The sequence below is a fragment of the Rhodopila globiformis genome (assembly GCF_002937115.1).
GTDB classification, from domain to species: domain Bacteria; phylum Pseudomonadota; class Alphaproteobacteria; order Acetobacterales; family Acetobacteraceae; genus Rhodopila; species Rhodopila globiformis.
The window spans coordinates 1-13,967 of sequence record NZ_NHRY01000075.1 but is presented as its reverse complement, the minus strand read 5'-3'; the positions used below and the strand labels follow the sequence as shown (position 1 = coordinate 13,967).

10 protein-coding genes and 2 pseudogenes are annotated in these 13,967 nt (G+C 68.7%); 9 read left to right on the top strand and 3 right to left on the bottom strand.

Features of this window, described 5'->3' with window-relative positions; translation table 11 throughout:
- Positions 1 to 115 precede the first annotated feature (115 nt).
- Genes CCS01_RS08045 through CCS01_RS08030 form a run of 4 tightly spaced genes read left to right on the top strand, consistent with a single transcriptional unit; the run spans position 116 to position 6,226 of the window.
- Positions 116 to 1,540, top strand: a complete 1,425-nt coding sequence (locus tag CCS01_RS08045; protein ID WP_104518314.1) for a TolC family protein — start codon at positions 116 to 118, stop codon at positions 1,538 to 1,540.
- Positions 1,537 to 2,679, top strand: a complete 1,143-nt coding sequence (locus CCS01_RS08040; protein WP_104518313.1) for an efflux RND transporter periplasmic adaptor subunit — start codon at positions 1,537 to 1,539, stop codon at positions 2,677 to 2,679. Before CCS01_RS08045 ends, CCS01_RS08040 begins: the two co-directional genes overlap by 4 nt.
- A 6-nt stretch (positions 2,680 to 2,685) precedes the next feature.
- On the top strand, positions 2,686 to 5,823 hold the full coding sequence (locus tag CCS01_RS08035) for an efflux RND transporter permease subunit (protein ID WP_104518312.1): 3,138 nt from the start codon (positions 2,686 to 2,688) through the stop codon (positions 5,821 to 5,823).
- A 13-nt stretch (positions 5,824 to 5,836) separates the two neighbouring features.
- Positions 5,837 to 6,226 carry a cupredoxin domain-containing protein gene (locus CCS01_RS08030; protein WP_104518311.1) on the top strand — a complete coding sequence of 130 codons (390 nt, stop codon included), beginning with the start codon at positions 5,837 to 5,839 and terminating at the stop codon, positions 6,224 to 6,226.
- A gap of 401 nt (positions 6,227 to 6,627) precedes the next feature.
- On the opposite strand, the gene CCS01_RS08025 is transcribed toward CCS01_RS08030, so the two are convergent.
- The 3 genes from CCS01_RS08025 to CCS01_RS08015 are packed head-to-tail and all read right to left on the bottom strand — an operon-like array spanning position 6,628 to position 9,031.
- Entirely contained in the window at positions 6,628 to 8,034 is a 1,407-nt protein-coding gene (locus CCS01_RS08025; protein ID WP_104518310.1) for a sensor histidine kinase, read from the bottom strand.
- On the bottom strand, positions 8,031 to 8,699 hold the full coding sequence (locus CCS01_RS08020; RefSeq protein ID WP_104518309.1) for a response regulator transcription factor: 669 nt from the start codon (positions 8,697 to 8,699) through the stop codon (positions 8,031 to 8,033). The genes CCS01_RS08025 and CCS01_RS08020 overlap by 4 nt, the downstream gene beginning before the upstream one ends.
- Positions 8,699 to 9,031: a PepSY domain-containing protein gene (locus tag CCS01_RS08015; protein WP_104518308.1), complete on the bottom strand. Its 333-nt coding sequence runs from the start codon at positions 9,029 to 9,031 to the stop codon at positions 8,699 to 8,701. Before CCS01_RS08015 ends, CCS01_RS08020 begins: the two co-directional genes overlap by 1 nt.
- 108 nt (positions 9,032 to 9,139) lie before the next feature.
- On the opposite strand from CCS01_RS08015, the gene CCS01_RS08010 reads away from it, so the two are divergent.
- The 5 genes and pseudogenes from CCS01_RS08010 to CCS01_RS07990 form a co-directional block, all read left to right on the top strand.
- Complete coding sequence (locus CCS01_RS08010; protein ID WP_104518307.1) at positions 9,140 to 9,820, top strand: cytochrome b/b6 domain-containing protein; 681 nt, start codon at positions 9,140 to 9,142, stop codon at positions 9,818 to 9,820.
- Positions 9,810 to 10,358, top strand: a complete 549-nt coding sequence (locus CCS01_RS08005; protein ID WP_104518306.1) for a hypothetical protein — start codon at positions 9,810 to 9,812, stop codon at positions 10,356 to 10,358. Before CCS01_RS08010 ends, CCS01_RS08005 begins: the two co-directional genes overlap by 11 nt.
- Before the next feature lie 55 nt (positions 10,359 to 10,413).
- On the top strand, positions 10,414 to 12,978 hold the full coding sequence (locus tag CCS01_RS08000; protein WP_104518305.1) for a cation-translocating P-type ATPase: 2,565 nt from the start codon (positions 10,414 to 10,416) through the stop codon (positions 12,976 to 12,978).
- 73 nt (positions 12,979 to 13,051) lie between these two features.
- Positions 13,052 to 13,543 (top strand): annotated as a pseudogene (locus CCS01_RS07995) (IS701 family transposase); the annotation flags it as partial.
- A gap of 204 nt (positions 13,544 to 13,747) precedes the next feature.
- A pseudogene (locus CCS01_RS07990) lies at positions 13,748 to 13,967 on the top strand (IS21 family transposase); the annotation flags it as partial.

The following is a 13,967-nucleotide window of genomic DNA, read 5'->3' as shown; positions in this document are numbered from 1 at the left end:
TGACGAAGCATTGAACAACAGTCCCGGCCTTCCTGGCCGCATCCGCGAAGCGCACGCCCGCATGCAGGCCTGATCGCAACCAGGCCTGCCGGACCATTCAACACAAGGGCTTTCCATGCCGCGACGACTGTCGCAGTCACTCAGCGCATGCCTGGCGCTGGGCCTGACCGCCTGTGCCACAGACCAGGCAAAGATGACCCGCCCGCCGCCTCCACAGCTCGTGCAGGATGCGATCGGAACCCCGTCACCGCCGCTGCCCGTGTCCGCGCCGTTGCCCGGGCTGCAGCCGGCCACGACCATCGCCCGCATCCCGGAGCCGATCGGCGGTCTCACCCTGCAGCGGGCCCTGTCCCTCGCCCTGGTCGGCAATCCCGCACTGGCCCCGTATTCCATCGAAATCCGCGCCGCCGAGGCCCGTACCCTCCAGGCCGATCGGCCGCCCAATCCCGAAATGGATGTGCTGGGAGAGGATATCGCCGGCACCGGTCCGGCCAAGCGTGCCCTGGGCGGCTCACAGGCAACGCTGGCCCTGGCACAGGTCGTCGAACTGGGAGCGAAACGCGCGAAACGGGTCCGGCTGGCCCGATGGGGCGAAACCCTGGCTGCCTGGGACTACGAAACCAGGCGGCTCGATGTCTTCGTCGGCACCAAGCGCGCCTTCACCGACGTCCTGGCCGCGCAGCGCCGGCTGAAGCTGGCCGAAGCAACACTGCGGCTCGAGCGCCAGCTGGCGAACGCCGTCGCCGAGCGCGCCCGCGCCGGGCAGGTGTCGCCACTGGAGGAAAGCCGCGCGCAGGTGCTGCTCTCGGGCGGACAGGTGGCGCGGGACAAGGCCGAGCGGGAGCTTCAGGTCACACGCTCCCGCCTCGCCGCCTTCTGGGGCGGCACGCAGCCACGCTTCCAGGAAGCGCTTGGCGACCTGGGCGACGTGGCGCCCGTCCAGCCGCTGCCGGCGTTGCAGCGCATGGCGGCCGACAACCCCGACATCGCCCGATGGGCCGCCGAGATGAACCAGCGCGAGGCACGCGTCGCGCTGGAGAAAGCAAAGAACATTCCTGATCCGAGGATCGTCGTCGGCGCCCGCCGCTACGGCTATGGCGTCGGAGAGACGGCATTCATCGCCGGATTCTCGATCCCGCTGACGGTCTACAGCATCAACGAAGGCAACCTGCGGGACGCCCAGCTTCAGGTGGCCAGGGGCCAGGCGCAGCAGCAGCAGGTCACCCAGCAGGTTGCCGCGGCGATTGCGCAGACGCATGAGCGGCTGACCTCCGCCTATGACACCGTGCGGGCACTGCGCCGCTCCACCCTGCCCGCCGCCGAGACGACGTTCAACGGCATCAGCACAGGCTATCGGGAGGGAAAATTCAGCTTCCTGGAAGTTCTCGATGCCCAGCGCGCGCTGCTGGATGCCAGGGCGCAGCTGATCGACGCCGAGGCGGCCTACCAGGGCGCCAGTGCCGACGCCGAACGGCTGACCGGCCAATCATCAAGAAACGAACCCGGCCGCGGTGGTGCGGGGAAAGGAGCAGCACCATGACCCGGCGATTCCTGATGGCGGCCCTGCTGACGCTGCCGGTCTTCGTGATGACCGGCGCCCGGGCCGCTCCCGCCCCGGAAGCCGCGCCGTCCGGGGAGGTCCGCCTGACGCAGGACCAGATCAAGCTCATCGAGCTTGCCACCGAACCGGCGCAGCCCGGCACGATCAGCCCGGAGCTGTTGCTGAACGGCGAGGTCATGCCCGACCAGAACCGCATCGTCGACATCCTGCCGCGCAGCGCCGGCATCGTCCGCGACGTGCCGCGCCACCTCGGCGACACCGTCAGCACCGGCGACACGCTGGCGGTGATCGAGAGCAGCACAATCGCGGAAGCGGAAGCAAATTATCTCACGGCCCGCTCCAAGCTGGCGCTGATGCAGGCACGGGCGGCGCGCGAAGCCAGCCTGCGCGCCAAGAGGATCACCTCGGAGCAGGAGTACCAGGTCGCCCGCCAGGCGGCCGAGCAGGCGGCCGTGGAACTGCGGGCCGCCGAGCGCAAGCTGACCTTGCTGGGCCTCGATCCGGCCAAGGCTGGGGAGATGCCAACCGGCGTATCGCCCCGCATGCCGGTCAGGGCGCCGATCGACGGCACGCTGATCGAGCGGCGCGTCAATGTCGGCGACCAGGTGAGCGACAGCACGCCGCTGTTCCGGCTGGCCAACCTGGACCATGTCTGGGTGATCGCCAGCGTGTTCGCCCGCGACATCGGCAAAGTCGCCCTCGGCCAGCCCGCCAGCGTGATCGTCGAGGGCTATCCCGAGCGCCGCTTCGAAGGCAAGGTCACCTGGATTTCCGACATCGTGGACCAGCAGACGCGGACGCTGAAGATCCGCGTCGAGCTCGACAACGCCGAGCACATGCTGCGCCCCGGCAGCTTCGCCGGGGTCACGATCAGGCCCCATCCGGCAAACGTGCTGGCCATCCCGGTTTCCGCCGTGCAGCGGCAGAAGGACCAGGCCTATGTCTTCGTGGAGGCAGCGCCGGGCGTGTTCCGTAAGCGGCCGGTGATCCTGGGCAACCGCGGCCGCTCGCGCGTCGAGGTGGTCAGCGGCCTGCAACCGGGGGAGAAGGTCGTCAGCCAGGGCGCGTTCACGCTGCGCGCCGAGCTCGAGAAGAGCTCGTTCGCCAGCGCCGAGTAACGCGGCATGATCAATACCATCATCGAACGGGCCCTGGGGCACCGCCTGATCGTCGTGCTGGCCGCGATCGGGCTGCTGGCGTTCGGCCTGTGGTCCACGTCCAGGCTCAACCTCGATGCCTTCCCGGATGTCACCAACGTCCAGGTGCAGATCTATACGCAGGCGCCCGGCCTGGCCGCGGCGGAGGTCGAGCGGCTGATCACCTTCCCCGTCGAATCGGTGATGGGCGGCCTGACTGGCGTGACCCAGGTGCGCTCGATCTCGAAGACCGGCCTGTCGGTGGTGACGGTCGTCTTCGAGGATGCGATCGACACCTACTTCGCCCGGCAGCTCGTGCTGGAACGATTACAGATCGCCCGGCAACGGATACCGAACGGCCTGGGCAATCCCGAACTCGGGCCGATCACCACGGGGCTCGGGCAGATCTACAAGTATGTGCTGACCAGCCCGACCATGGACCTGATGGACCTGCGGGCGCTCAACGACTGGCAGATCAAGTTCCAGCTTCGCACCGTGCCGGGCGTGACCGATGTCATGAGCATCGGCGGCCATGTGCGCCAGTACCAGGTCCGGGTGAATCCGAACCGGCTGATCGCCTATGACCTGACGATCGACGACCTGAAGGCCGCGTTGCAGACGAACAACGCCAACGCCGGCGGGTGGTACCTGGAAGGTGCGCAGGACCAGCAGGTGATCCGCGGCGAGGGGCTGATCCGCGGCGGGCAGGATGGGCTGCTCGACATCGAAAGCATCGTGCTGAAATCGGTGAACGGCACGCCGGTCTATGTGCGCGATGTCGCGGACGTGGAATACGGCAGCGAGATCCGCCAGGGCGCATCGTCCCTCAATGGCGAGGGCGAGGTCGTCATGGGCATCGTGCAGCAGCTCAAGGGCGCCAACACCAACAAGGTGATCGAAGGCGTCCGCAAGAAGATCGAAGCCATCCAGGCGACGCTGCCGCCCGGGGTGACGCTGACTCCGCTGTACGACCAGTCCTCCTTGATCAAGGCGGCCGTCCACACCGTGACCAAGGCGCTGGAGGAAGCGGCGGTGCTGATCGTCGTGGTGCTGGCCCTGTTCCTGTGGAACATCCGCTCCGCGCTGGTGGTGCTGAGCGCGATCCCGCTGTCGATGCTGGTGGCGGTGATCATGATGCGCTGGTGGGGCCTGTCGGCGAATTTGCAGTCGCTGGGCGGCCTGGCGATCGCCATCGGCATGATGGTCGACGGCTCGCTGGTGATGGTCGAGAACATCATGCGGCACCTGGCGGAGCCGAACCACGGCAAGCGGTCGATCACCCTGCGCGTGGCGGACGCAGCCCGCGAGGTGGCGCAGCCTATTTTCTTCGCCGTATTGATCATCATCGTGGTGTTCCTGCCGCTGTTCACGCTGCAGGGTGTGGAAGGCAAGCTGTTCAGCCCGATGGCCTTCGTCATCGCCTTCGCCATGATCGGCTCCCTGGTCTGCGCGCTGACGATCGTGCCGGTGCTGGCGTCCCTGATGCTGTGCGGCAGGATCAGCGAAGACGACAGCGTCATCGTCCGCTGGCTGAAGCGGGGCTACCGGCCGATCCTGGCCTTCGCGCTGCGGCGCAGGCTGGCCGTTGTCGGTATCGCGGTGACGGCGTTCCTCGGCGCCATCGCCCTGGTTCCCCACCTCGGCACCGAGTTCGTTCCGGAACTGGAGGAAGGGACGCTTAATGTCCGCATTACCATGCACCCCAGCATCTCGCTGGATGAAACGCTGCGGATCGCCCGGCGCATGGAGCAGAAGCTGAAGCGTTACCCCGAAGTAACCTATGCCATGAGCCAGATCGGCCGGCCGGAGCTGGGCGGCGATCCCGAATCGGTCAACAACAACGAAATCGCGGTTGGCCTGAAGCCGCATGACGAGTGGACCACGGCCCATTCCCGCGCGGACCTGGTGAAGAAGATCGCCGACGACCTCGGCGAATATCCTGGCGTAACGATCAGCATATCGCAGCCGATCGCCAACCGCGTCGACGAGCTGCTGTCGGGCGTCAAGGCGCAGATCGCGATCAAGCTGTTCGGCGACGACCTGAAGGTGCTTGAGGAGAAAGGTCGCGCGATCCAGGGGGCGGTTGCCGCCGTTCCGGGCGCGGCCGGGGTGATGATGGAGCAGATCAGCGGCGAATCGCAGCTCGTGGTGCGGGCGCGGCGCGCGGATCTGGCGCGCTACGGGCTGAACGTGGCCGACGTCATGGACGTGGTGACCACGGCCGTCGGCGGCGAGCGGATCACCGACGTGCTCGACGGCCAGCGCCGCTTCGCGGTGTACCTGCGGGTCGCCGAGGCGTTCCGCAACGATCCCGACGCCATCGGCAATTTGTGGGTGGCCAACAAGGAGGGCGTGCGTGTCCGGCTGTCACAGGTGGCGACGATCGGGCTGGAGGAAGGCGCGCCGATGATCAGCCGCGAGGACGCGCAGCGCCGCGTGGTGATCCAGACCAACGTGCGCGACCGCGACATGGGCGGCTTCGTGGCCGAGGCGCAGCAGGCCGTGGCACAGAAAGTGAAGCTGCCGCCAGGGTATTACGTGACCTGGGGTGGGCAGTTCGAGAACCAGCAGCGGGCGCAGCAGACGCTGTCGATCGTCGTGCCGATCGGCCTGGGCCTGATCTTCCTGCTGCTGTTCCTGTCGTTCGGCTCGCTGGCGGATGCGGCGCTGATCATCCTGAATGTTCCGTTGTCGCTGATTGGCGGCATCTGCGCGCTGTGGCTGTCCGGACAGTTCCTCAGCGTGCCCTCGGCGGTCGGCTTCATCGCCCTGTTCGGCGTGGCCGTGCTGAACGGCGTGGTGATGGTTTCGTATTTCAATCAGCTGCTCGAGACCGGCAAGCCGGTGCGCGAGGCGGTGTTCGAGGGCGCCATGCTGCGGCTGCGTCCGGTGCTGATGACCGCGACCGTCGCCGCGCTCGGGCTGGTGCCGCTGCTGCTGGCAACCGGGATCGGTTCGGAGGTGCAAAAGCCGCTGGCAACCGTCGTTGTCGGCGGCCTGGTCAGCTCGACGCTGCTGACCCTGGTCGTCCTGCCCGCCATCTACAGCTGGACCGCCGAACGCGGCCAGCGGCGCCAGCAGGCGATGTACGAGCACGAATCGCGTCGCCCGCAAAACATTCAATGAAGGAGGCATCGTAATGGGAGTCTGCAAACCGGCCACGCCGCTGCTGGCGGCGGCGCTTTCCCTGGGCGGATGCGACCTGTTCAAGGCCGAAACCGGCCACCGGTCGATGACGGTCACGCATCATCGGCTCCAGCCCGCCGAGGTCACCGTTCCTGCCGAACAGCCGTTCGTCCTGACCGTGGGCACCATCAAGGAAGTGGATATTGCGATCTCGGCTGCCGACGCCGGCATCAACGATCTGCGTATCCCGGCGACGGCGGCGGATTACGGATCTCCGGTGGTGACCCACGTTCACCCGTCCCGGACGGCGCGTATTCCCCTCGGGCCGTTGAAGGCGGGCCGCTACACCGTGTCCTGTGAGTGTGACGGGCAACCGAGTACAGCCGTTATTGTCGCGCGATGAATACCAGGGCCGGCGTCGCGACGGTTGCGGCCCGGTCATGGCCTGGACTATCCCAAAGGCGCCGGCTTAGAAAGATGGAGCCGGATCTATTACATCTCCGTCATGGCCGGGCGTGTCCCGGCCATCCACCCCCGACCGTCGAAGCGCAGATGGCCGGGACACGCCCGGCCATGACGACAGGGAGACGACCACGACGGTGAGAGAACGGCCTCGGCGCTAAATCCTTCTCTAACTGTCGTCTTATCCTGATACACATGCGGACACGCCGGGCCATGACGGAGCGGCAACGGGGGACCCTGCTGCCCATGTCCCTCCACCTGTGGCTTACTGCAAGATCACGGGGCTGAGATGCCCGGCCACCCGCGCCATCCCGGCCCCTGATCCGCCGCCTCATCGGCAAATCAAGGCACCTGTGGTTTGCCGCCCCGGCCCAATGCCGCGGGCCATTCCCCACCCGGCATCCGGATCGCCGCCCGCAATCCCCCCAAAGCCGATCGGCCGAGGGCCAGGGAACCGCTGTAGGCTTCGACGAGGTCGCTGACGATGGCGAGTCCCAGCCCGGTGCCGGGCCGCGACTCATCCAGCCGCCCGCCACGCGCCAGGGCGGCTTCGATGGCGTCATCGGCAATGCCGGGCCCGTCGTCCTCCACCGCCACCACCACCACCACGCCGCCAGGCTCCGCCGCCCCCAGGATGCGCACCCGGGTCGCGGCCCATTTCGTGGCATTCTCCGTCAGGTTGCCCAGCATCTCGGCCAGGTCCTGCGGATCAATGGCCAGCGACAGCCCCTCGGCCAGATCGACGTGCCAGTCGAGGTCGCCGCCACGTGGCGTGCGGCGCAGCACGCCGACGACACGCTCGACCACCGGACGCACCGGCTGCGGCGGCAGGGCACGGCCGGAGATGCCGGTGCGGGTCCGCGCCAGTTCCCGCTCGACATGCCGGCGCATGCTGTCGGCCACGCTCGCCACTTCGCCGGCGACCGCGGCGTCGCCCCGCTCGCGCAATTCCTCGGCGGTCGCGGCCAGCACCGTCAGCGGCGTCTTCAGGCCGTGCGCCAGGTCCGCCGCCCGCGCCCGCGCCCGGGCGATCGCCTGCTCCTGCGCGTCCAGCAGGGTATCGATCTCGATCGCCAGCGGCTGCACCTCGTCAGGGAAGGCGTTGCCGAGCCGCGGGATCTTCCCGGTCCGGACCGCCTCCAGCCGGCGGCGGACGGCATCGAGCGGGCGCAGGCCGACGGTCACCTGCAGCCAGGCGGCGGTGATCAGCACCGCGACCAGCCCCGCCAGCGCCGGCAGCAAATCGGCGGCGAAGGCGCGCGCGGCGTCGGTGATCTCGCGGTGGTCGATGGCGACCGCTACGCGGATGTCTCCGCCGCCCAGGCTCGCCGGCAGCGTCACGACGCGCTCGATCGCCAGCAGGTGGCTGCCGCCGGGGCCGCGCATCTCGTGGCGGTGCATCTCGCCAGGAGCCAGCGTATCGGCCGGCAGCGCCAGGAGCCCATCCCACAGCGACCGCGAACGCAGCACCGGACTGCCGGATGGCTGCGTGATCTGCCAGTAGCGTCCGCCCAGAGGCTCCGAGAAAGCCGGTTCGGACGGGGCACGGCCGATGGCCAGCGTGCCGTCGGGGTTGCGGGTCAGATCGCTGACCAGTTCCTTCAGGTCGCCTTCCAGCTCCAGCACCACGCGGCGCTCGACATGGCGCTCGAACAGCAGCAGCAGGCCGGCGGCGGCAATCGTCAGGGCCAGCAGGATCGACGCCGCCCCGGCCGCGAACAGGCGGAGCCGGAGCGAACCCTTCCTCATGCCGGCGCGGCTTCCGACACAACGTAGCCGAAGCCGCGCCGGGTCTCGATCAGGCCGACGCCCAGCTTGCGCCGCAGCCGGCCGATCAGCACCTCGACGGCGTTCAGGTCGTGGTCGTGGTCGTGGGCATAGAGGTGGTCCATCAGTTCCGTTGGCGGCACGACGCGGCCGGCGTGATGCATCAGGTAGCTGAGCGCGCGGTACTCCAGCGGCGACAGCGGCAGCTTCTCGTCGTTGACCAGCACGCGCATCTGCCGCGTGTCCAGCGTCACCGCGCCGATGCGCAGGATTGCGCTCGCCCGGCCGGCGGCGCGGCGCAGCAGGGCACGGACGCGGGCGAGCAGTTCCTCCATGGCGAACGGCTTGATCAGGTAGTCGTCGGCGCCGGCGTCGATGCCTTCGACCCGCTCGGCCCAGGCGCCGCGGGCGGTCAGCACCAGCACCGGGAAGTCGCGCCGCGCCGCGCGCCATTTCTTCAGCACCGCCAGCCCGTCGAGCTTCGGCAGGCCGAGGTCGAGCACGGCGGCGTCGTAGTCCTCGGTGTCGCCGCGGAACCAGGCGTCCTCGCCGTCGGCGGCGGCATCGATGGCGTAGCCGGCGGCTTCCAGCGCCACCTGCACCTTGCGGGCGATGCGGGGATCGTCCTCGACCAGCAGGATACGCATCAGTGGGGCTCCCGCTCGACGATTTCGGCTGTGGCGGCATCCACGTAGACTTCCGTCATTCGGCCAGCCCGGGTGATGACGCGGAACTCGTAGAGCCAGCGGTCACCCTGGCGGCGGAAGGCGACGCCGACGACCTCGCCGCCGAGCGCCGGCCGCACCTGGGCGAGAATCTCCGACAGCGGCTGCGCCTCGCCCCGCTCCACGGCCAGACGGGCGCGGTCCTGGTCGTGACGCCAGTCGTCGTCGTGATCCGCGCGCGCCAGTCCGGCCAGGAGCAGGACGGCTGCACCCGGGCTGAAGCCGAGAACGGCGCGGCGGGTCGGACGACACATCGGCGCAGTATCCGCGCCGTCGCCTGACAATTCGCTGACATGGATCAACAGCGCCCTGACAGCGGCACGGGAGCAGGTTCGCGCCTGCCACAAGACGGAGAAGGCATCATGTCGGGCCAGCAAATCGCTGCACCGCCGCAGAAAACCATGATCCGGGTCTGGAATCCGGTGATCCGCATCTGCCACTGGACCCTGGTGGCCGCTTTCGCCATCGCCTGGCTGACCGAGGACGACCTGCTGACGGCGCATGTCTGGGCAGGCTACGCGGCGGCCGGCGCGGTGCTGGTGCGGCTGACCTGGGGCATTATCGGCCCTGAGCAGGATGACCTGTCGAATTTCCTGCGCCCGCCCGGTGAGGTGCTGCGCTACCTGGGCGACGCGCTGCGCCTGCGCAGCAAGCGGTACCTGGGCCACAGCCCGGCGGGCGCTGTGATGGGGCTGGCGCTGCTGGTCTCGATGGCGGCGACCGCCGGCACCGGCATGATGGTGCTGGCGCAGGAGAAGCATGCCGGCCCGCTGGCCTCGTGGTTCGGCCCCTCCGCCGCGCAGGCTGGCCCGGGCCTGATCGCGCCGGCCCGGTCCGGCGGCGACGATGACGACCGCGGCTCCGGTGGCGAGGGCCATGAAGGCGGCGAGAGCGGCATCGGCGAGGTCCACGAGTTCTTCGCCAACCTGACGCTGATTCTGGTGCTGCTGCACGTCACCGGCGTCGCCCTGGCCAGCCTGTCGCACCGCGAGAACCTGGTGCGTGGCATGATCACCGGCGACAAGCCGGCCGATGCGCCCTGAGCCGATGCCGGACCGCAGCAATGAAAAGCGGGCACGGGCCACACGGACCCTGGTCGGCGGCTTCATGGTGGTCGAAACCGCCGGCGGGCTGGCACCCCTGGCCGGCGCCTGGGCGGCACCGGTGCCAACCGGCAGCGCCGAGGGCCCATGCAGGACGGAATACGGCGCCTGCCCCATGGCGTTCCAACCGGAACTGCTGCCGGCACGATCCTGGGTCGCGCTCATGGCCGGCCTGAACAACCAGTTTGCTGAAAACGCCATGCTGGACGCGGATACCGATCGCGAGATCCTGGCCTGTCTCCGGACACCCGCGACGGACGCGGCCGGCAGCCGCAGTTATCATGATCATGTGCTGCGCAGCCTGCCGGCCAGCGAGACGCTGCTGCGGATCACCGACACGCCGTACTGGATCTGCGAGTACCGGCGCGAGATCGCGGCCTCGGCCTTCGCCAACCCGAAGGTGAAGAGCAGAGCCAACGGCGTTGCCTGCCCACGAGGGCGGAGCCGGGCTATTATGACGACGACTGATCGCAGTTAGCAACAACGGGCGGCGGATCTGCTCCGTCGCCGCGCCTTGTCCCGGAGCGCACCGCATGTTCAGCACCGCCGGCCTGACGACACAGGAAGCCCGGGAGATCCTGCGGCGCGAAGGGCCGAACGTGCTGCCGCAGGAGCATGCGCGTGGCCCGGTCCGCATCGTCCTGGACGCGGTGCGCGAGCCGATGCTGCAATTGTTGCTCGCCGCCGGCATCATCTATCTCGTGCTCGGCGACCTGGCCGAAGCGCTGATCCTGCTGGGCTTCGCCGTCCTCAACGTCGTCATGGTCGTGGTGCAGGAAAACCGCACCGAACGCGCCCTGGCGGCGCTGAAGGACCTGACCGCGCCACGGGCGACGGTGATCCGCGACGGACACCGCCAGCCGGTGCCCGCCGCGTCCCTGGTCGCCGGCGATGTCATCCTCGTCGAGGAAGGCAGCCGTGTTCCCGCTGACGCGCTGCTGCTGGACGCCACCCACCTCGAGGCGGACGAGTCATTGCTTACCGGCGAATCCGTTCCGGTCGTCAAGGCCGTCACCGCCGAACTGCCGGCCGACGCGCGGCCTGGCGGGGATCATACGCCGAACCTTTGGTCGGGGACGCTGGTCGTGCGCGGGTCAGGTATTGCCCGCGTCACCGCCACGGGCTCGCGTACGGAAATCGGCCGCATTGGTGCCTCCCTTGGAGAGGTGGAAAGCGCGCCGACGCCGCTGCAGGTGCAGACCCGCCGGCTCGTCACGGTGTTCGCCGCCCTGGGTGTTGGCGCATCGGTGGTCCTGGCCGTCGTCTACGGGCTGCTGCACGGCGCGTGGCTGGACGGCATCCTCGCCGGCATCACCCTGGCGATGGCGACGCTGCCTGAGGAATTTCCGCTCGTCCTGACCGTGTTCCTGGTGATCGGGGCCTGGCGCATGGCGCAGAGCAAGGTGCTGAGCCGCCGCGCCAGCGCGATCGAGGCGCTGGGGGCGGCGACCGTGCTGTGCACCGACAAGACAGGCACGCTGACGATGAACCGCATGCGGGTGGCCAGGCTGGTGGCTGACGGCCAATCGCTTGCGGTGGACGGCGTGGCGGACTTGCCGGAGGCGTTTCACCGCCTTGTCGAATTCGCCATCCTGGCCAGCCGCCCCGATCCGTTCGACCCGATGGAGCGCGCCTTCACCGATCTCGGCCAGACCTTCCTGGCGCGCACGGAGCATATCCACGGCGACTGGACCCTGGCGCATGGCTATCCGCTGGCGCCGGACATGCTGGCGATGTCGCAGGTCTGGCATGATGCCGACCCGGACTCGCCGTCCTACATCGTCGCCGCCAAGGGTGCGCCGGAGGCGATCGCCGATCTTTGCCACCTGTCCCCGCCCGCCATCGAACGGATCAGGCGCGACGTTGCCGGCCTGGCCGCCGAGGGCCTGCGCGTCCTGGCCGTGGCCGAGGCGGGCTGGACCGGCCCCTGGCCCGGCAACCAGCACGATTTTGCCTTTCGCTTCGTCGGCCTGACCGGTCTCGCAGACCCGCTGCGGCCCGAGGTCCCGGCGGCGGTTGCCGCTTGCCGGGCGAGCGGCATCCGCGTGGTGATGATTACCGGCGACCATTCCGGCACGGCCCGCGCCATAGCGCGCCAGGCCGGGATCGATGCCCGGCACGTCCTGACCGGCGACGACCTTGCCGCGCTCGACGACGCCGCGCTGCGCGACCGTCTTGCGGAAACCAGCGTCTTTGCCCGTATCATGCCGGAGCAGAAACTGCGCCTTGTCCAAGGCTTCACGGCTGCCGGCGAGGTGGTGGCCATGACCGGCGACGGTGTCAACGACGCCCCGTCACTGAAGGCTGCGCATATCGGCGTCGCCATGGGCGGCCGCGGCACCGACGTGGCGCGCGAGGCCGCTGCCCTGGTGCTGCTGGACGACAACTTCGTCAGCCTGGTCACGGCGGTTCGGCTTGGCCGGCGGATCGACGACAATCTTCGGAAGGCCTTCGCCTATATCCTGGCAGTCCACGTGCCGATCGCCGGCATGTCGCTGATCCCCGTCGTCGCCGGCTGGTCCCTGCTGCTCGGCCCCATTCACGTTGTCTTCCTGGAGATGATCATCGATCCGGTCTCCTCGATCGTGTTCGAGGCGGAGCCCGAGGAGGCCGGCATCATGGAGCGCCCGCCGCGCCGCCCGGACGCACCGCTGTTCGACCTTGCGTTGCTGGCGCGCGGCCTGTCCCAGGGGCTCGTCGTGCTGCTCGCCGCGCTCGGCGTGTTCCAGCTTGGCATTGCCGACAGCCACACCGAGGAGACGGCCCGCGCCATGGCGTTCACTACGCTGGTGCTCGGCAATCTCGGTCTTGTGCTGACCAACCGATCCAGTTCGGCCGGCGTGCTGACCGTCCTGCGCCGGCCGAATGCAGCGCTCGCGCTGGTCGTCGGCGTGACCTTGCCGGCGTTGGTGCTGGCCCTGTTCGCTCCCTGGCTGCGCGGGCTGTTCGCCTTCGCGCCACTGAGCCTCGCTCACCTGGCCGAGGCTGCTGGCGCCGCGCTCGTATCCGTTGCGGTCAATGACTTGACTGGCTTGGTTTGGCGAAAGGGGAGCCGGCATGAGCGCAAGTCCGGCTGCGGCAAACCGCGAGCCAGTTGAGACGGCTCGGCCGTTTAATCTTACTGTGTCACTATCCTCTAGCTATTGACCACAACCACCCCACATAGGGTGCATGGAACAGCAAGGAGCAAGACAAGCGCCGACAAGCGAGGCCCGGTTGGAGGCGTATCTGGATGCGGTGGTCGGAGGTTTAGGGCATGCCCGCCGCACCGCCTCGGCGCGGGCCTACTGCACCGGGCTGCTGCTGCCCGGCGAGCGCAAGAGCATCGAGCCGATGGCCGCACGGCTCGACCCGGCGCATGTGCAGGCCAAACACCAGTCGCTGCACCACGTGGTGGCGCAGGCCGAGTGGGACGATGCGGCACTGCTGGCCGCGGTGCGCGCCGAGGTGCTGCCGGCGATCGAGCGGCATGGACAGATCACCTACTGGATCGTCGATGACACCGGCTTTCCCAAGCAGGGCAAGCATTCCGTTGGCGTGACGCGGCAGTACTGCGGCCAACTCGGCAAGCAGGACAACTGCCAGGTGGCGGTCAGCCTCTCGGTGGCCAATGACCATGCCAGCCTGCCGGTTGCCTACCAACTCTTCCTGCCGGAGGTTTGGACTGCCGCGCGACAATCAAGATGAGAATCCGCGACAATCAAGGTGAGAAAGTTTCCGGGGCGTGGGCTGAATGGAGGGCGTAGCCCGACCGCAGGCCCACGCCCCGGAAAAAGTCGGTCCGCGGCCCCCGGAGGGGGCGTGGATCGTCTGGTGATCGCCACCGACCGGCTATCGAGATGGATCTTCTCTGCGAGGATCCCCCCGTTGCCTGGCCGCCATGTCATCGATCACCAGATGAGGCTCTACATGAAGTTCCGGCAAACAGACGCCCCGCCCGTGGCCGCGGCGAAGGCGTCCTTCAGCACCGCCACCGCGTATCGCTTCGAGCACGATCACCGGCTGCCCTCGCACAAGCAGCCGGTCCGCGGCCGCCGTCGCCCCGACCCGCTGGCCGACCTCTTCGAGACCGAGATCGTGCCGATGC

What these genes read in the sequence shown, in the direction of transcription:
- CCS01_RS08045 (WP_104518314.1), top strand. Translation starts at nt 116, where the DNA reads ATGCCGCGACGACTGTCGCAGTCACTCAGCGCATGCCTGGCGCTGGGC.
- CCS01_RS08005 (WP_104518306.1), top strand. Translation starts at nt 9,810, where the DNA reads ATGCGCCCTGAGCCGATGCCGGACCGCAGCAATGAAAAGCGGGCACGG.
- CCS01_RS08025 (WP_104518310.1), bottom strand. Translation starts at nt 8,034, where the DNA reads ATGAGGAAGGGTTCGCTCCGGCTCCGCCTGTTCGCGGCCGGGGCGGCG.
- CCS01_RS08010 (WP_104518307.1), top strand. Translation starts at nt 9,140, where the DNA reads ATGTCGGGCCAGCAAATCGCTGCACCGCCGCAGAAAACCATGATCCGG.
- CCS01_RS08035 (WP_104518312.1), top strand. Translation starts at nt 2,686, where the DNA reads ATGATCAATACCATCATCGAACGGGCCCTGGGGCACCGCCTGATCGTC.
- CCS01_RS08020 (WP_104518309.1), bottom strand. Translation starts at nt 8,699, where the DNA reads ATGCGTATCCTGCTGGTCGAGGACGATCCCCGCATCGCCCGCAAGGTG.
- CCS01_RS08000 (WP_104518305.1), top strand. Translation starts at nt 10,414, where the DNA reads ATGTTCAGCACCGCCGGCCTGACGACACAGGAAGCCCGGGAGATCCTG.
- CCS01_RS08015 (WP_104518308.1), bottom strand. Translation starts at nt 9,031, where the DNA reads ATGTGTCGTCCGACCCGCCGCGCCGTTCTCGGCTTCAGCCCGGGTGCA.
- CCS01_RS08040 (WP_104518313.1), top strand. Translation starts at nt 1,537, where the DNA reads ATGACCCGGCGATTCCTGATGGCGGCCCTGCTGACGCTGCCGGTCTTC.
- CCS01_RS08030 (WP_104518311.1), top strand. Translation starts at nt 5,837, where the DNA reads ATGGGAGTCTGCAAACCGGCCACGCCGCTGCTGGCGGCGGCGCTTTCC.